The organism is Acinetobacter sp. CAU_H_S139_7, from assembly GCF_058599305.1.
In genome coordinates this window covers 2,937,500-2,954,720 of the sequence record NZ_CM178651.1, presented here as the reverse complement: position 1 = coordinate 2,954,720, position 17,221 = coordinate 2,937,500, and the positions used below count along the sequence as shown (strand labels likewise).

At 37.6% G+C, this 17,221-nt stretch carries 15 protein-coding genes and 1 pseudogene; 7 read left to right on the top strand and 9 right to left on the bottom strand.

The genetic code is table 11. The annotated features are described in order from the left end of the window. The first annotated feature begins 5 nt into the window (after positions 1-5). From AC4MC0_RS14405 to AC4MC0_RS14395, 3 genes are all read left to right on the top strand, one after another. Positions 6-773, top strand: coding sequence for a tRNA threonylcarbamoyladenosine dehydratase (locus tag AC4MC0_RS14405; protein WP_335997734.1), 768 nt, complete (start codon positions 6-8; stop codon positions 771-773). A 94-nt stretch (positions 774-867) separates the two neighbouring features. Continuing rightward, entirely contained in the window at positions 868-1,977 is a 1,110-nt protein-coding gene (locus AC4MC0_RS14400) for a DUF695 domain-containing protein (RefSeq protein WP_335997735.1), read from the top strand. A 64-nt stretch (positions 1,978-2,041) separates the two neighbouring features. Beyond that, positions 2,042-2,551 (top strand): hypothetical protein, encoded by a 510-nt coding sequence (locus AC4MC0_RS14395; protein WP_126038156.1) that lies wholly within the window; start codon positions 2,042-2,044, stop codon positions 2,549-2,551. Between the two features lie 62 nt (positions 2,552-2,613). On the opposite strand, the gene dusA is transcribed toward AC4MC0_RS14395, so the two are convergent. Beyond that, positions 2,614-3,636, bottom strand: coding sequence for a tRNA dihydrouridine(20/20a) synthase DusA (dusA, locus tag AC4MC0_RS14390; protein WP_418655259.1), 1,023 nt, complete (start codon positions 3,634-3,636; stop codon positions 2,614-2,616). 133 nt (positions 3,637-3,769) lie between these two features. Between dusA and AC4MC0_RS14385 the strand changes: the two genes are divergently transcribed. Then, on the top strand, positions 3,770-4,918 hold the full coding sequence (locus tag AC4MC0_RS14385; RefSeq protein ID WP_201953631.1) for a site-specific integrase: 1,149 nt from the start codon (positions 3,770-3,772) through the stop codon (positions 4,916-4,918). On the opposite strand, the gene AC4MC0_RS14380 is transcribed toward AC4MC0_RS14385, so the two are convergent. The 4 genes from AC4MC0_RS14380 to AC4MC0_RS14365 form a co-directional block, all read right to left on the bottom strand. Beyond that, positions 4,902-5,174, bottom strand: a complete 273-nt coding sequence (locus AC4MC0_RS14380) for a pyocin activator PrtN family protein (protein WP_183173548.1) — start codon at positions 5,172-5,174, stop codon at positions 4,902-4,904. The two genes, AC4MC0_RS14385 and AC4MC0_RS14380, sit on opposite strands and share 17 nt — an antisense overlap. A gap of 37 nt (positions 5,175-5,211) precedes the next feature. Further along, complete coding sequence (locus AC4MC0_RS14375; protein ID WP_201953634.1) at positions 5,212-6,180, bottom strand: hypothetical protein; 969 nt, start codon at positions 6,178-6,180, stop codon at positions 5,212-5,214. 18 nt (positions 6,181-6,198) lie between these two features. Next, positions 6,199-6,588 carry a hypothetical protein gene (locus tag AC4MC0_RS14370; RefSeq protein ID WP_335997740.1) on the bottom strand — a complete coding sequence of 130 codons (390 nt, stop codon included), beginning with the start codon at positions 6,586-6,588 and terminating at the stop codon, positions 6,199-6,201. Positions 6,589-7,072: 484 nt separating this feature from the next. After that, positions 7,073-7,453 (bottom strand): hypothetical protein, encoded by a 381-nt coding sequence (locus AC4MC0_RS14365; protein WP_335997742.1) that lies wholly within the window; start codon positions 7,451-7,453, stop codon positions 7,073-7,075. A 191-nt stretch (positions 7,454-7,644) separates the two neighbouring features. Between AC4MC0_RS14365 and AC4MC0_RS14360 the strand changes: the two genes are divergently transcribed. Next, complete coding sequence (locus tag AC4MC0_RS14360) at positions 7,645-9,102, top strand: hypothetical protein (protein WP_335997744.1); 1,458 nt, start codon at positions 7,645-7,647, stop codon at positions 9,100-9,102. Between the two features lie 268 nt (positions 9,103-9,370). Here AC4MC0_RS14360 and AC4MC0_RS14355 read toward each other — a convergent pair whose 3' ends face one another. Then, the gene (locus AC4MC0_RS14355) at positions 9,371-9,841 is read right to left on the bottom strand and encodes an IS5/IS1182 family transposase (protein ID WP_005399975.1); all 471 of its coding nucleotides are present in this window, start codon (positions 9,839-9,841) and stop codon (positions 9,371-9,373) included. Continuing rightward, positions 9,789-10,184 (bottom strand): transposase family protein, encoded by a 396-nt coding sequence (locus AC4MC0_RS14350; RefSeq protein ID WP_205667034.1) that lies wholly within the window; start codon positions 10,182-10,184, stop codon positions 9,789-9,791. The genes AC4MC0_RS14355 and AC4MC0_RS14350 overlap by 53 nt, the downstream gene beginning before the upstream one ends. 73 nt (positions 10,185-10,257) lie before the next feature. On the opposite strand from AC4MC0_RS14350, the gene AC4MC0_RS14345 reads away from it, so the two are divergent. Further along, a complete protein-coding gene (locus AC4MC0_RS14345; protein ID WP_491887135.1) occupies positions 10,258-11,238 on the top strand; it encodes a YagK/YfjJ domain-containing protein in 981 nt (326 codons plus the stop codon). 203 nt (positions 11,239-11,441) lie between these two features. Here the strand turns inward: AC4MC0_RS14345 and AC4MC0_RS14340 are convergent. After that, positions 11,442-12,776: pseudogene (locus AC4MC0_RS14340) on the bottom strand (ISNCY family transposase). A gap of 405 nt (positions 12,777-13,181) precedes the next feature. On the opposite strand from AC4MC0_RS14340, the gene AC4MC0_RS14335 reads away from it, so the two are divergent. Next, on the top strand, positions 13,182-14,636 hold the full coding sequence (locus AC4MC0_RS14335) for a SulP family inorganic anion transporter (protein WP_201953845.1): 1,455 nt from the start codon (positions 13,182-13,184) through the stop codon (positions 14,634-14,636). A 447-nt stretch (positions 14,637-15,083) separates the two neighbouring features. On the opposite strand, the gene AC4MC0_RS14330 is transcribed toward AC4MC0_RS14335, so the two are convergent. Then, a complete protein-coding gene (locus AC4MC0_RS14330; protein ID WP_086249644.1) occupies positions 15,084-17,192 on the bottom strand; it encodes a TonB-dependent receptor family protein in 2,109 nt (702 codons plus the stop codon). Positions 17,193-17,221 lie beyond the last annotated feature (29 nt).

The window sequence follows — 17,221 nt, the reverse complement described above, 5'->3', positions numbered from 1 at the left end:
TACGCATGACTGATCTGCAACATGATGAATATGACCGCCGTTTTGCTGGTGTAGCCAAAATTTATGGAGACGAAGTCTTTTCATATTATGAAAAAAGTCATGTGATGGTGATCGGGATTGGTGGTGTAGGTTCGTGGGCAGTCGAGGCTTTAGCGCGTACAGGAGTCGGTGAATTAACACTGGTTGATATGGACTCGATTGCGGCTTCGAATGTTAACCGTCAACTGCCAGCCATGAGCTCAACCTTGGGCCATGAAAAAATTGAAGTGATGGCCGAGCGTTGTCGATCCATCAATCCACGGATCAAAATCAATTTGATCGATGACTATTTGACTCCAGAAAACGTCAAAGAAATTTTAGAACATCGACCAGACTTAATTTTAGATTGTATTGATGACGTCAAAGCTAAATTAGCACTGATGTTGCACTGTCGTTTTAATAAAATTCCATTAATTGTTTCAGGGGGAGCGGGTGGTAAGCTCGACCCATTGAAAATCCGAGTGGCTGATTTGTCTAAAACCGAACAAGATCCCATGTTGGCAAAGCTTCGAACCCAGTTGCGTGGCATGGGGATTTGTAAAAAACCAAAAGAAAAGTTCGGCATTAGCTGTGTGTATTCGATTGATAATCCATTTTCCAGTGCAGATGTGTGTCCAAGTGCAGGCCTACGCTGTGGTGGCTATGGTTCTGCGGTGGTGGTGACTTCAAGCTTTGCGATGGTGGCAGTGGCGGAAGTACTGAAAAAATTAGATGGAATGAAAGCGAAACAATAAGACTGTTTTAGGTTTAATTGGACTGTATAAATCGATATATTGATACAGTCCGTAGACCACAAAAATATTGAAACCAATAGAAAAAAGAGAAAAAATGAGTTTTTTAAAAAAATTATGGGGTTCTCAAAAACAAAAAACGCCTGCGAATGAAAATGCATATACTGCATTTTGGCAATCGTTTCAGCAGCATCAACAGCATTTTCACCACATTGTGAATCAAGGCAGTAAAACTGAAATCGAGCGAGATTTCTTTGATCGATTGACGCCTGAATTGGAAAAAGTCCATTGCGGCATCTTTTTTCTGACGGGCATGTTAACCCCACAAACAGCTGAATTAATTCTTACCCCTGATGGCATCATTCCAAATATTGTCTTTGTGGAAGAGCTGATTGCTGCTGCACCTGAGATTGCAGGGTGGAAGTTTACTGCGCTTAAACCTGAAAGCGATATTCATCAAGTCGGGATTAATATGCATGGTTATGAGTTTAGTCAGCAGACTTTATCTTTTTATTTTAATCAGCAAGCCGAGTATCCCGATGAGATAGATCTGGTTGTAGTACATGATGAATATAATGCAGCTGAAAACGATGCGTTTTTACAGGCTGTGTATATTTTCCTCGATAACTATTTGGGTGAGTACGATGCGGTCACCAAATTGGACAATGTTTCTGTCCAGTCTAAGCAAGATGCCGAAAACGAATTGCTACCGATTCACTTGCTCAAAAACATTTTAATTTTAAAAAGTAGTGAAATTTCAAGATTAGACAAAATTACCCGTTCAAATACGGATGCCGATGAATTTGTCAGTTTGGAAGGTGAAACCAATGAAGGTCTACCGTTGCTGGCGACTTTAAATCGTACACTTTTAACATGGGATCAAAAAGCCTCACATCCATGGATGATGTTGATTGAAATCTCCTATGATGGTCAGTATTCAAATGGCATGCCTGCGTCTACAGATTATGAACTACTGAATTTGATAGAAGACGCATTATTACAAGAGTTGAAAGATGTGGATGGCTATTTAAATATAGGCCGTGAAACGGGTAATCACTTAAGAACCATATATTTTGCGTGTAAAGAGTTTAGAAAGCCATCCAAAGTCATTGATCAAGTAATTGAAAAATATAAAGGCAACTTTGAAATAGAGGTCAGTCTGTTTAAAGACAAATACTGGCGTGCTCTGAGTAAATTTACGGGTTAATCTCTTATATAAAAGACGAGTTCGCCTGAAGCACTTTTAAAATATAATGGGATAAAGTAACTCAATGACTGATCTTTCAGGGCATTCCAAACTTGATGTTAAAATAGTGGCTTTAGGGATCATTTTGAGTTGCGGTGTTGTATATGCTATTTATTCAACCGTTCGTCATTTTTATGTTTTAAATCAGGTCAATGAAGCCAAAGAAATGATGAGTGATATACAGTCATTATTGGTTTGGTCAATGCATCAGCATCATGATGATGTCACGAAGGCTTGTCATTTTAAAAATATACAACAGATGGCTCAGTCCGCAGAGTTCCAAAATATGAATCGTATTTTAAAATTACAGGATAAAATTCTTCAGCAAAGTCAATTTGTTGAACAGATCAAAGTAAATGCCACGCCTGATTTACACCACTGTATAACCACGGCTTATTTTAGAAAAGAGCCAATTGTTAGTGAGTATCTTTCAGGAAAATATATTTCCTATTATTATGATTTTAAAACTGAAAAAATAAAATGTGTCACCAATATACAAAAGCGTGCTTTAGCGAAAGCGTGCACTCGGCTATAACGATGAAACATAAAAAAGCGAAGCAGATGCTTCGCTTTTTTCTTTTAGATCAACGTTCTAAATTACTGGGCTAGAGTGTGTTCTTTTAAATAATCTTCGGTGCGTTGCATCGCGTCTTTAATGTTAAGAATTGCATTTTCAACATCGGCAAAAGTCTTGGCATTACCACCACTTAAAGCCTGACGCCACTTGCGAGCGCCCGGAAGGTTTTGGAATAGCCCAAGAATATGGCGCGTGATAATCGATAATGGCGCACCCTCAGCCATACGCTTTGCAATATACGGCAGCATTTGGTCGATAATTTCAAAACGATCAGGTAGATCCAAATTCCACAATTGACCAAGTTCAGCCAAAAGGTAGGGATTATGATAGGCCTCACGACCAATCATCACACCATCGACATGTTCTAAATGTGCTTGTGTTTCTGCAAAAGTTTTAATTCCACCATTAATTTCAATCAGTAGGTTTGGACGTTCTTGCTTTAAACGATAGACATCGTCATAACGCAGTGGCGGAACGTCACGATTTTCTTTAGGAGAAAGTCCCTGAAGTAATGCAATACGTGCATGTACAATAAAATTATTACAGCCTGTTTTGGCTACGGTATCGACAAAATGCAGCATCTCTTCATAAGACTGCATATCATCAATGCCGATACGGTGCTTTACCGTCACTGGAATATCGACGGCATTTTGCATTTCAGCGATACATTCTGCAACGAGGTCCGGTTCTGCCATGAGGCATGCACCAATTTTATTGTTTTGTACACGGTCACTTGGACAGCCGACATTTAAGTTGACTTCATCATAGCCCCAGTCTTGTGCCATTTTGGTACAAGTGGCTAAGTCTTTAGGGTTTGAGCCACCGAGTTGTAAAACGATCGGGTGTTCTTCATTGTTGTAATCGAGATGTCGATTTGCACCGCCAAACAGAATCGCGCCAGTGGTCACCATTTCGGTATAAAGGATGACATTCGGGTTAAATAAACGCGCAAAGAAACGATAGTCTTTGGTCGTCCAATCCATCATCGGTGCAACACTGATTCGCGGAGATTGAGTGTTTTCAATGTTTTTGATAATAGTCATTAAAAATCATACCTTTAATCTATGTTTCGCAACCTGCGCGAATCTGTCTTAACCTGTGTTTAGGTGGGTTAATCGGTTTGCATTTACACCAAATTTTACACCATAATCAGAAAAACAGGTTGTGGTGTAAATTATGGGGTCAATTACAGCAAGGAAAGGTGCAGATGGTAAAGTTAACTATCGTGCTGCGATTCGAGTCAATCGAAAGGGCTTTCCTACTTTCTCTGAAAGTAAAACATTTCACTCAAAGAAGTTGGCTGAAAACTGGGTTAAAAAACGAGAAGTCGAAATTCAAGAAAATCCTGATATTTTACTTGGCAAAGAAAAGCTGATTGATCTGACTTTATCAGATGCCATAGATAAATATTTGGATGAAGTCGGGAGCGAGTACGGAAGGACGAAACGCTATTCTCTGCTCTTAATTAAGAAGCTACCAATTGCGCGCAATATTATCACAAAAATAAAATCAGTACATTTGGCCGAGCATGTTGCTTTAAGGAAGGGAGGAGTTCCTCATCTGGAACTTGAGCCTATTGCGACTAGTACGCAGCAACATGAGCTTTTACATATCCGTGGTGTGCTTTCTCATGCTGCTGTTATGTGGGAAATGGATATTGATTTAAATGGCTTTGATAAGGCTACAGCTCAGTTAAGAAAAACACGTCAAATTTCCTCCAGTCAAAAAAGAGACCGACTCCCTTCGACCGATGAGCTGATTGCATTGACTAAGTATTTTACAGAACGATGGAAGCTAAACCGTTATGGATCTAAATATCCAATGCATTTGATTATGTGGTTTGCTATTTTTTCATGCAGACGTGAAGCTGAATTAACACGACTGCATCTGCGGGATTATGATTCACATCATTCTACATGGAAAGTACATGATCTAAAGAATCCCAATGGCTCCAAAGGCAATCATAAATTATTTGATGTCCTTGATCCTTGTAAGGAAATGATTAAAAGGTTAAAGCAGTCAGAAGTTCGTGAACGGATGTTGAAGCTTGGGCATGATGAAAACTTACTATTACCTTTAAATCCTAAAAGTTTGGGTAAAGAGTTCAGAGATGCTTGTAAAATGTTGGGTATTGATGATTTACGCTTTCATGACTTGAGACATGAAGGCTGTACACGCTTAGCCGAACAGAGCTTTACTATTCCTGAGATTCAGAAGGTGAGCTTGCATGACTCTTGGAGTAGTTTACAGCGTTATGTGTCAGTGAAGGCAAGAAGAAATACTATGCAGTTAGAAGAGGTGCTACGCCTCATCGATGAAACGTAGCAAAATCTTTTGAAGCTTCTGAATACTTACTGTCTAAAATATCTGCCAGATCTTTAATGTGCACTAAAAAAGGTGCACGTTTACTTTGATCTATTTTAAAAACTGAGAAAGGGAACTCTTGATTATTCGCCTTTCTCAGTGCTTCAGCTTTACTAAGATGAGGATAATAGTCTGCAACAATTGTCATCAGTTCAATGGTCATAGAGCGATACTTCATAAATAGATAGTCTGATGTATCAATTTTCAAAACTCCCATTAATCAATTCCTTGAAAAATATTAGGTTATTTAAATTTCAGATATTTCCCGTATAGGACTTCCAGACATGGCTCAAACCATTTGCCTTGTAACGGTAAAACTCTAGGGGGGCTTGGCAAGAATCAATTAAGTTTTTCCAGTGTTTACTAGCAAGACCATTACCTTGATAACAATGAATGCTTCGAATCTGAATTTGTGAGGAGTGAGTACAAAGACCTTTTTCAATACAGACTTTGTTCCAGTTGTTACTTAGAAGAGGTGCGTAATTAATATCGTCCCCAACCACATACATAAGAATATGAGCAGTTGGTACACCATCTAAGCCTTTAACAAAACGCCATTGCAGTTCACATAATTTGCCCTGAAGTCCTTCAGCTCCATGACACATTTTTAAGAATGATTTTAATACGGTGGGATAAGAGGCTTCCTTTTGTTCTGGAGTAAGGTTAACGCATAGAGTGCGATCTGGAACAAAGGGAAGTTCAATATATTCACACTTCATTTGCTTGTGCTTTTTAAGCAATTTATCAACATTAGTTTTTTGCTGATTGGTTTGAATAGCGAGTTCTTTTTTCCAAGAAGCGCATTTCAAAGCACATTTATTTTTTCTGATGTCTTCACCTATGCGGTTTAATAAACCAATGAAGTAGTCTTTAGGTGTCATATTGGGCATTTGGCTGCTCCAGAAAGCAGGGTGAATGTGATTATGGCTTTCATCCAATAGAACTTGTAAATATGGGTTTTTGGCGAATGCAAAATCGGATAAAGCAGACTGTTGAGAAAATACATGTAGATTAGCCAAAAATGTATTGACTCTTGGATTAAGCAGCTTTTGATGCCTGTCTGTAAATAGCTTAAATTTATCACTTTCTATTGCTTTTACATCTTTAACCAATTCGATAAAAGCATGCTTTATAGGTGAGCCTAGATTCGCTGATTGCAAGCTAAAATAGCTTTGCATGTGAAGCTCAAAATTTTGAATCTTGGGTGAGTTCATTGCGTTCATTTTTAATACCTAATAAAATTAATTAAATTTATAAATGCGTGCTCGACGACCTAAATGTAGGCGTATTGAGCGTGAGCGTCCTGTATCAAAGGTTGGTTTACCTGACATACTTTTATGTACGATGAACTGGTCTTTCTTGCAGTGATAACGTATAAGGTTGAACAATTGTTCATAGGTATAATCATCACTAGAGTCGACATGCCCAACCGCAAGATCTTTGAAATGCGATAGTTGGCTAGATAACAGTGGGATGTAGCCTTGGTCACGAAGCTTTTTATTCCATAGCTCAATAATCATTTCTGTCATTTGAAGTGCTGTCATGTCCTTATTCACTTCTAAAAAGAAAATACAGTGATAGTAAAAGTTATTGTCAAAGCCACGCTCTAACTTCCAAATAAAACCTATCATACTAAGTCGTTTAGTCCTTCCTAAGGCACGCTTAAATAGATCAAAAACATTATTCGATTCATCAATATGTCCTTCGTTAACTTTTGAGTCGATTATCAAATCTGCGCATATCACGATTAAGCTCAGGTTTTCGTTTCGCAAAGTTGGTAAGTACTTTTGTGCACTTTTAATCCGACCTTCAGCCCCTCTCGTATTTTGTTTGATAGATGTCTTAAATGTGTCACTCTGTATTTGTTCACTTAATTCCCTAGTGACTGTGTTGAGTAACTCAGCAAGACTTTTTTTTTCGCTGCTATCGATTGTGATAGGTACGGCAGGTGTATTCCAGAAAATTAAAAACTCTGATAAATAAGGCCTGAACCTCTCGAAAGTAGCCATTACACATGAATAATGTATGCATACATATTGAGTGTTTTTTGATTCTAGAATTAGAGTAATAATTTCCTTAAGTAGTCTGAGGAATGTGCAATCATTTACAACCCATCTAGGTTTTCGCTGAATCGCCTGTACTGGGTATGTCTTCAAGATAAGCACAAGCCAAATTCATGGTTTTAATATAGTTGACGAGACGAAAACATCGAAAAATCAAAAACAATTGAGCGTTTTCGGGCAATAAGTATTGGCGCTGCAAATCAACATCATAAGAAATCTGAGTATCTGAAAGTCTTGCTGTATGGTGGTTTTTGTCGATTAAGGATGTATCGCCATGCTGCTTTTCAAAAGCATCAAGGAATTTCTCTAATGTGAAAGGCTTTAATGCAAAAGTATTTTTTGAGTCAACAGCAATAATACTTTTGATGTTACGTTTTTGAACTATCTTATTCAGATTCACTTCTATAACCTTTTGCTTAATATTTAATTTCAATATCTTAGATATGGATTCTAAGAATGCTTCCAGAAAAATTAAATCAAAAGAAGTCCTCAGGTTAAATTCAATATTGAGACTAATGACAGTAATTGAATTCTGGCTGGCATACTTATGATCTATCCCCGAATTGTGATTTGGTTATAATTCTTTTTTAAGGAAAACAATTCGGAATTTTTTAAGGGACTTTTATGGACGAGGCTACTTTTAGACATCCAATTTATAGTATTGGGCATCCTATGGTTACCCAATTGGTGATTCAAGCATTTGAAATTAAAAGATTTCAAATGTGTTTCCCACATTTTTATCCAAGGCTTAAACAGATTGTCGCTGGATTAATACATAATCTAGGTTTAGTTATAAAAGATGCATTAGAAATAAATAAAAAATACGAAACGGACAAAGAGCTACTGCAAGATGTAAAAACTATATTGTTTGATCGTAAGTTAATAGATCTGTTATTGGATTTCATTCAGACGAATGAGCTTAAATCATTTGATATATATTTGTGCCCTGATATTTTGACAAAGGATCAATTAAAATCGAAATTTGAAGAATTCCGAGACGACTTTTGGGGAGCAGTGGATGACTATTCAGAAAATATAGAGATCTTATTTTTTCAAGATATGTTAAGAAAATTGTTAAATGAGCAAGGATGGTATTTACCAAATCTATTACCTGATTGGACTATTGACGAATTATTGCGAGACTATGTGGTTTTATTTATCAATTATCATTTATATGAAAATAGTTCAAATAAGATTGAAAATAAAAATAGTTATAATCAACCAAGTGTTGAAGATATTGCTAATAGTATTAGAGAAATCAATAATTATAAAAAGCCAGTACCTAGAACAAGAGGAAGTAATTTTAAAAATTTAGAACAATGTGATTTTGATCCACAATATCTTTCATTTAATATAAGTTTAATGGAAGACTCGAGCAACTTTTTAAAAATTATAAAGAGTTTTTTGTTGGATTTTCCAGCTATGAGAATTGATTATCTTAGAAAAGGGAAAAATGAGAAGATAAAATATACATCAGATCAAGTGAAGTTACATAAAATATTGGATAGCCTATTAATTCAGATTGATAGATTTGAAAACCAAAATTATGGTTTTACATTAAGTAGAGCTGATGAGGTTGTCAGTGCATTGATTAGTTTGATATATATTGATGATGTTTTAGATTTTAAATTAGATGATTTAGATAGTCAAACAATCCAAGAATACAATATTTTTGAAATTAGTAATGTCTCAATGGGTGAAGAAAAAAATGATGATGAAATGCTTAAAATAAAAAGACAGATAGAAAGTGACAAGGCAGAGTTTTTTAAAAACAAACCAAATTATAAAATATCAAGTCTGAAAGATAAAATAATTTCAATTCTAAATGAAAAGGAAGATCTTAGCTGCGAATTTGTTAAAGTATTAGAAAGCTCAACAAGCAAATTCACACATTTAAGAATCACGCACAGAGATTCAGGATTATGTTATGAATTACCTTTAAAAGATTTTAAAGGTAAAATCAAGTCAAAGCTTAGCGCATATTATATTGATTATGAAAATTGTAGGAAGGTAGCTGAAAGCCATACTCCCCTAGGTGTGGGAGCTATATTTACAGCTATCTTTGGCAGGTCTATTGGGTGAAGGCTCACGTAACTTTAGCTTGTGTTGTTAGCTTGGATTCTATGCAATACACAGAGATATACAATCTTTGGTTTTCATAGATAAGTGTACTTTATTTTATTGTTCTTAGTGGGTTTTTAATATAATGAAATATATATCTTAGCATTGGTATATTTATTATATTAACCACTTAGGTTTATTACATACCATTTATTTGTATGTAAAAGATAACTTAATGCCTAGTGATATGTGTTAAACATTCACTAGGATATTAGACCTCTTTCATAAATCATTTTTTACTCAGTTCCAAATTATAGATCCCAGCAATTAGATTGAACCTCAATCCCAATCTTTTTCCTCGATTGCGATATCGCTCAGCAAGGATTTTGAAGGTTTTCAAACTGCCAAATACATGCTCAATGCCAATTCTTCTTTTGTTAATTTCTCGATTGTAAAGCTTTAGCTCAGGATCTAGTTTGCAGCGTTTTTTTGCTTTTAATGGCAATAGGCTATTTCGATACACTGTGTAAATTCCTTGATAACCCTTATCTGCAAGTATAAAGGCACTTGCAGGAATCTGATTCAAATTGCGTTTGAAAAGTTCGAAATCATGTACAGCACCACGACTTGTGCATAAACTCAGAATTTGCTGAGTTTTATAATGAACAATGGCTTGAACTTTGAAAGTATGTGCCTTCTTCTTACCACTATAGCTTTTCTTCTGTTTTTTTAGGCCTTTGTATTGGAATTTCTGTGGCATCTACGATCACCACATTCCAGTCAATACCTTCGCCTTCAGGCAAATGCTTTGGTAAATTAAATAAATTGGACTTGATGAGGCAGTCCTCTACATGGTGTACGATTCTTGAAGCAGTGGGCTCTGACACGCCATAACTTGTTGCGACATGGAATAATGTTCGGTATTCACGCCAATAGCTTAAGCATAAGAGAATCTGATCTTCTAGGCTTAATTTAGATGGTCTACCTTTGGCAGGAACATGCTTTTTCAATTGCTCAACCATTAAATTAAAGGTTGACCATGAGATGCCGGTATATCGCTTAAACTGTGTTTCAGAAAGCTTCTTTGAATAGATGTATTTCATTCAAAGATTATGCCTGAATGTTTAAGATTCTTCGGTACAAATAATCAGCAATAGATAGGTCGTATTTTGATTTATGAAAGAGATCTATTATATGTGCTTAATGCTATCAAATGATAACGAATCAAAAGTCTTGATTGATGTAGATCAGTTTATACAGTCAATCTATAAAAATGAACTTAATGAAACTTTATTTAAGAATATATTGAATGATCTAGTTCCTAAGTTCAAAGCAGTTTATAAACTTCATTTGAAGTACAGTGAGAGTATCTGTGTCTTTAAGAGAATGGTATGTTCATTAGATAAAATATTGTTAGGACATAAGGGCATTGATGATTTAAGTAATTTCGAATTGCGTTACTTATGGAACAATGCTTTAGCTTATTCTCAGGATGTTAATTTAGAGTTACTAGGGTTTAAGAATCAAGAAAAAAGAAATCGTAATGGTTTAGAAGAGTACCTAATTCAACTGACTAAACACTACTCGAAATTGCTGTTTATACGCATTGATTTAAGTATAGCACTAGATCATCAGCATGAAGTTGGTATAGAACAGTTTAATCATTACCTACGCATCTTCATTAACCGTGTACAGAATCAAGATACTTGCTTTAAAGACTTACAGGGTTACGCATGGGCAATAGAGCAGGGTGAGAAAAAGGGGTATCACTGCCATGTATTGCTTATCTACGACGGACATAAACACCAAAAAGATTTCGGTATGGCCATACAGGTTGGGCAATGTTGGACTAAGATAACAGAGAGTAAAGGTTACGTCTTTACTTCAAACTCTCCTGAATACAAAGAACGCTTTAATCAAAAAGGCATTTTAGGCATTGGTATGATCCACCGTAACAAGCCTGAACAGGTACAAAATGCAATTAATGCTGCAATGTATCTGGTCAATCCAGAAAAAGACCAGCAGCATTTACGAGTTAAAACACAGAGAATGCGTAGCTTTGGTAAAGGGCAGTATGAGATTGATAAACGTCGAGGCTGTACCGTAAACGTTTTAAAGGAATGTGTTGGTTTCAAACTATGTGAAGCATACCCTTGATACAGAATGCATGTGTAATGTATTACAGCATTACACATGCTATGTAGAATGAATTAGTTTGATAAGCTTGTGTTTAAATTGCGGATTGAAATAAAAAGCCAGTCTTTGATGTAGAAAATTTCTCGTGAAATAGCATCATAAGCATCAGTTGTTATTCACCAATTAAAATGTCTATGCGATAAACCATTTAAAATGTCCTGTTTTTAACCACAAGAGTCAAGCACAGGATTTAAATTTCTTTGTTCAATGATAGCTTTCTGAGCTTTACGACTCGGCATACTTTTCTTGGCCCGGGAACGTTTATTCTGTTTTTCTAACTCTTCGTGTTGTTGCTGGATATGCGCCAGGACTGAACCTAATCGTTTATTCTCAACCACTTCATTTTGCTGTAGCCCAGCCAATTTATTGAAAATGCTGTAGTTGAGCTTTCGTCCTTCATGCATGAGAGCCACAGTCCCATCCGGATACTCCAGAAATGAAATGTATTGCCCAACTAATTTCTGGTTCAATTCAGCCGGTTCAAGCATATAAATACATTTGTCATAGGTCAGGGTCAGATTCTTGGTGACCTTACGTGGTTCCTGCCAGGTAAAAATATCATCTAGTTCAGCATCAGATTCCGTTAAAGGGCGATGCAAGTTCTTCGAGTTTCTCGCACACTTGGCGAACTTCTGATTGAAATGCTCAATAAAGCAGGGCAGCCAGGCATTTGCTTCGGCAATCGAACCGATGCCTTCCAGGCGCATCTCCTTGATCAGACGGTCCTGAAGGGTTCTATTGGCACGTTCTACGCGACCTTTGGCTTGCGGTGAGTTGGCGAAGATAATATCAATGTTTAACTCATTCAGAATCCGCCCAAATTGCGTGATCTTGCTGTCTTGGCTCGATTTCTGATTCACTCGGAATACCGAGTGTTTATCGCTGTAAAAGGCCAAAGGCTTGCCATATTACTCAATGTAGGCTCTAGTGGAAAGCATATAGTCAAAGGTCGTTTCCGCCTCACAAAAGCGCAAATGCAACAACCTTCCAGTGGCATCATCGATATAAACCAGCAAGCAGCATTTGGCGGAACAGCCTTCAAACCAGTCATGATATGAGCCATCAATCTGGATCAGTTCACCGAAGCAATCACGGTTATAGCGTGGTTGGTATGGACGTTTCATTCGTTTGGATCGCGGAATCCAGAGCCCATTGGCCGTCATCCAGCGCCGAACTGTTTCTATCGGGATATTCAGATCAAACATGCTACTGAGCTTCTCATGGGCCAAGGTGGGTCCAAATCCAAGCAGATGTTCAGAAATAATTGAAAGACATTGCGATTTTAATAAATCATCATGGCGATGATGGCCCGGTTGACCACGACTTGCATGAGTCATGCCTGAAACACCATCTTGATTGAGCTTCTGTAATAACCGGGTAATTTGACGGGTAGAAAGATTCAGGATTTCAGCAGCACGGACTTGGGTAATACGATGATCTCGAACGTCTTGCAGAACTGCAAGACGTTGAATTTCTTTGTCAGACATAGTGATCAGCATCTATATTTTATATCCAGTCCATGGTGATAAAAACCATCATAAACTAGACATTTTTATTGGTGAGAATATAGACACTTTAAATGGGTTCTAACATCAGTACTTCGTATAAGCTCTATTATGTTAAATGCACAGTTTTTTAGAATGCAAATTGACAACTTTCTTAGCTGAATAAGCAGCTTCTACAAAATGGTTAGGGTAGATATAATGATACCGAGCTGTTATCCTTGCTCTGATATTTTCTCTCAAACAATGCACTGAATTTATGACACTTACGCCACCTTAAGTTTATTTACCTCTTTAATCAGTAAATAACTCATCACTGTCTAGTGATGTGGTGTAGTCGCTTGTGTGTTGTATATATCACATCACTAGCCTATCTGAAAAATTAAAAAACAGGCTATGTTTATGTTATCTAATGTACGAGAACAATGGTTCTCTAACATCCGTGGAGATGTGCTTGCAGGACTTGTTGTCGGTCTTGCATTAATCCCTGAAGCTATCGCATTTTCAATTATTGCAGGTGTAGATCCTAAAGTAGGTTTATACGCATCCTTCTGTATTGCTGTCGTTATTTCTTTTGTTGGCGGTCGTCCAGCTATGATTTCAGCAGCCACAGGTGCGATGGCACTGCTTATGGTCACATTGGTCAAAGAACATGGGCTTGAATATCTGCTTGCTGCAACGATTTTAACTGGTGTCATTCAAATATTAGCAGGTTACCTGAAATTGGCTAAGCTAATGCGCTTTGTCTCTAAATCTGTAGTGATTGGCTTCGTAAATGCGTTGGCGATCTTAATTTTTATGGCTCAGCTACCCGAACTGACTAATGTAACTTGGCATGTATATGCTTTGGTTGCTTTAGGCTTAGCGATTATTTATCTATTTCCTTTAATTCCAAAATTAGGAAAATTATTCCCTTCTCCACTTGTTTGCATCATTGCTATTACATTGTTAGCAATAGCCCTAGGAATTGATGTACGGACTGTTGGAGATATGGGAGCATTACCTGACACACTTCCAATGTTCTTGATCCCAAATATTCCTCTAAATTTTGAAACATTGATGATCATTTTGCCGTATTCAGTTGCACTGGCAGCCGTAGGTTTACTTGAGTCTATGATGACAGCAACTATTGTCGATGAAATGACAGATACACCAAGTGATAAGCATCAGGAATGTAAAGGACAAGGTATTGCAAATATTGCCTCTGGCTTCATGGGTGGTATGGCAGGTTGTGCCATGATCGGTCAATCTATGATTAACGTGAAGTCAGGTGGTCTGACACGCTTATCAACCTTCTCTGCGGGTATTTTTCTTCTCATTTTAGTTGTGTTTATTAGTGATTGGCTCAAAGTTATTCCAATGGCTGCCTTGGTTGCTGTGATGATCATGGTTTCAATCAGTACTTTTGAATGGAATTCTGTCACCCAATTAAAGGACAATCCTAAAAGTAGCAACGTCGTGATGATTGCAACGGTGATTGTGGTGGTAGCTACGCATAACTTGGCGTTAGGGGTATTAACAGGTGTACTGCTTTCAGCTTTATTCTTGGCCAATAAACTAGAAAATGATATTCAGGTCAGTGCTTCTTTTGAGGGGACAGCTCGTCTATATGATTTGAGAGGTCAGATCTTCTTTAGTTCTTCTGAAAAGTTCATGCAAGGTTTTGACTTTAAAGAGGATGTAAAGGAGGTGATTATTGATTTGACCCATTCTCACATTTGGGATGTAACATCAGTCGCCATGCTTGATTCTGTTGTAAATAAATTTCAAAAGAATGGTGCGAATGTCACAGTACGTGGTCTAAATGAAGCCAGTTCGATCATGATTGATAAGTATGGGACACATGCCAGAATTTAAGTTTTAAAAATTCTATATTTATATAGAATTTCTAAAATTAACATAATACACCTTATACGAAATTCAAAAAAAATAATATTATCTTTATGATAATTAAAGAAATTTAATACAATCTCCATTATATTAAATTCTCATTACATAGGCTAAGAACTGACTCAATAATAAAAAATGGGAGTTTTGTTGAACTCCCATTTTTGAGACTGCACATTAAACTTTTTCAAATAATTATGTAGCACTTTTTCTAGTATCTTTTATTAGATTTGAAGGTTGTAGGTTGAGTTGAGCAGCTTATGCCGAGGGGCTGACATTTATCAGATAGAGTATCCATTTCAGCTTTTGGTGCTGTCTAGAAATAAAGGGAAAGTTGTTTCAGGCGAGGACATCACTTTTGCAAAGATGAATGAGAGGTGTCTCTGCCTGAATATTTGCTTTTCTAGAATTGAGTGTCTAGAAATCAAATGAGGTTTGTAGATAATACGTTTGTGGCGCACCTACATACATTCCACCGACTTGATCCGCTGAACGAGTGTAGTATTCACGGTCAAATAGGTTCTTCACACCGAAGCCCACTTTGAGACCATTGAGTTGTGTGTTGGAAAAATCATAGGATGCCCGAACACCCACTAAACCATAACCAGGAATGTTGCCATAGCGTCCAGTAGCATCATGGGTGCCCGATGCGGTTTGACCAGATTGACCGTAGAAATTAGTGTTTAGTGTCCATTGATCAATTTTATAGTCTATTCCAGCATTGCCGACCAATTGTGAATAAAAGTCGAGATCTTGTCCTTTGTTTTCCCCAGCAGATGCGGTTGCTTTGGTGTAAGTGGTATTGGCATATAGCGAAATACCGCTGAGTTCGTCACTGATTGCACCGAGATTATATTTAAATCCGAACTCGGCTCCTTTGTGTTCAGTGGCACCTAAATTTGAGTAAGTTTGAGTTGCATCATCTCGTTTTAATTCATCAGAAAAATCAATATAAAACAGAGTGAATTCTAGGGATAGATATGGGTCTAAATAGTGTGTACCAATTTCATAATTATTGGCTTTTTCAGGTTGCAAGCCTTGCATGGTCAGATAGGCACCTGACGCATTGGTATTAGCCATTTGGCTATATTGTAGTGGTGCAAAAGATTTACCGTAGTTTGCAAAAATATTCCACAAATCATTGGCTTTATACATGACTGAAAAGCTTGGTAATACTGCATCATAGGATTTTTCAGCATGTACTCCGTTGAGTACCGATGCATCTTTATTTAATTTGTACATATTTTCGGTGGTTTTGATTTTCTCAAAACGAACACCAGGAATCAGAGACCATGCACCCACATCTGTGCGGTTGTCGATGAACAATGCATGTGCATCTGTTTTCCCGTCTGCTTTGGTCCAAGCATATTCATTTGTAGGGCCTGTGACCGTGTTATAGCTTGCACGATTAACCGCCTCTTCACTAGTTTCATGTAGATAGCGATAGCCCACAGAAACTTCATTTTCAGTAGTCCCAAGTTGGTACGCATGCGAATACCGTGGCTCGATTGCCGTCACTTTATAATTACGTGGCGCCGTTTGGTACAGTTTTGATCCACTACGTTCCATTCCTGCATCACGGAAGGTGTCAGTGTGATAGGCCAAAAGCTCAAAGGCATTGTCATCTTTTTTATAGCTGTATTTAACTGAACCGTCAGTACGATGCCCTTTCATATAATCATGATTGCGCAAGGACTGATATGGATTTTCAGCAAATTGAGCAGGGGTTAAACCTCCAGGCATATCTACATCTGCATCGTAGCGGTGTAGATTGGCTTCAATTTTTGCATATTCATCTATTGCATAAGCTGCTTTTAAGCGAATATCGTTGATGTCAGAGTCATCATTTTTATCGCGAAAACCCTCTCCATTAACGCCAGAATATAACAGCGCTAAGCCTAAACCGTTGTCTAAGGTTCCACCCACAAATAAGTTGGGGTTAAATTTTACATGACCGTTTTCTGCAATTTCTGTAGTGAGGTCTACCGTTCCAGCAAAGGTTTCAGGAATTGTACGCGAGTTAAAGTTAATAATCCCTCCTACATTTTGTGGCCCAAAGCGAACAGAGCCCGCGCCACGCACCACGTCGATACTTTCAGTATTGCCTAAACTAGTGGGTGCTAAGGAGAGTTGTGATTGACCATAAGGGGCAAACGAAAGTGGAACACCGTCCACGAGTACCTGTGAGCGTGGTGAAAACCGTGACGTTAAACCACGGACACCGATGCTTAACGATGCATCACTCCCTGCTGTTCCTGCATTTTCAGGAGCTTGAATACCAGGCACAGTGCGTAAAGCCTCTTTGACAGAAGTTACGCCTCGGTTAATCAACTCATCACGCTGAATGACTGTACGCGCTCCAGCATGATTTAGTACTTTCTGTGCATTGGCTTCATCTAACCAGTTGCCTTCGGCTTGCACAGTTATCGGGTTAAGCGTCACAGTAGGGGCTGTATCGGCTGCATAAAGTATGGAGGGAAATAAGCAGAGTGCGAGGACTGATTTTTTGAACTGAGGGAGCGACACAAGAGATCCTTAAAATGATGTATAGGTTA

Coding starts and splice junctions, on each gene's coding strand:
- AC4MC0_RS14405 (WP_335997734.1), top strand. CDS start 6: ATGACTGATCTGCAACATGATGAATATGACCGCCGTTTTGCTGGTGTA.
- AC4MC0_RS14400 (WP_335997735.1), top strand. CDS start 868: ATGAGTTTTTTAAAAAAATTATGGGGTTCTCAAAAACAAAAAACGCCT.
- AC4MC0_RS14395 (WP_126038156.1), top strand. CDS start 2,042: ATGACTGATCTTTCAGGGCATTCCAAACTTGATGTTAAAATAGTGGCT.
- dusA (WP_418655259.1), bottom strand. CDS start 3,636: ATGACTATTATCAAAAACATTGAAAACACTCAATCTCCGCGAATCAGT.
- AC4MC0_RS14385 (WP_201953631.1), top strand. CDS start 3,770: ATGGGGTCAATTACAGCAAGGAAAGGTGCAGATGGTAAAGTTAACTAT.
- AC4MC0_RS14380 (WP_183173548.1), bottom strand. CDS start 5,174: ATGGGAGTTTTGAAAATTGATACATCAGACTATCTATTTATGAAGTAT.
- AC4MC0_RS14375 (WP_201953634.1), bottom strand. CDS start 6,180: ATGAACGCAATGAACTCACCCAAGATTCAAAATTTTGAGCTTCACATG.
- AC4MC0_RS14370 (WP_335997740.1), bottom strand. CDS start 6,588: ATGATAGGTTTTATTTGGAAGTTAGAGCGTGGCTTTGACAATAACTTT.
- AC4MC0_RS14360 (WP_335997744.1), top strand. CDS start 7,645: ATGGACGAGGCTACTTTTAGACATCCAATTTATAGTATTGGGCATCCT.
- AC4MC0_RS14355 (WP_005399975.1), bottom strand. CDS start 9,841: ATGCCACAGAAATTCCAATACAAAGGCCTAAAAAAACAGAAGAAAAGC.
- AC4MC0_RS14350 (WP_205667034.1), bottom strand. CDS start 10,184: ATGAAATACATCTATTCAAAGAAGCTTTCTGAAACACAGTTTAAGCGA.
- AC4MC0_RS14345 (WP_491887135.1), top strand. CDS start 10,258: ATGAAAGAGATCTATTATATGTGCTTAATGCTATCAAATGATAACGAA.
- AC4MC0_RS14335 (WP_201953845.1), top strand. CDS start 13,182: ATGTTATCTAATGTACGAGAACAATGGTTCTCTAACATCCGTGGAGAT.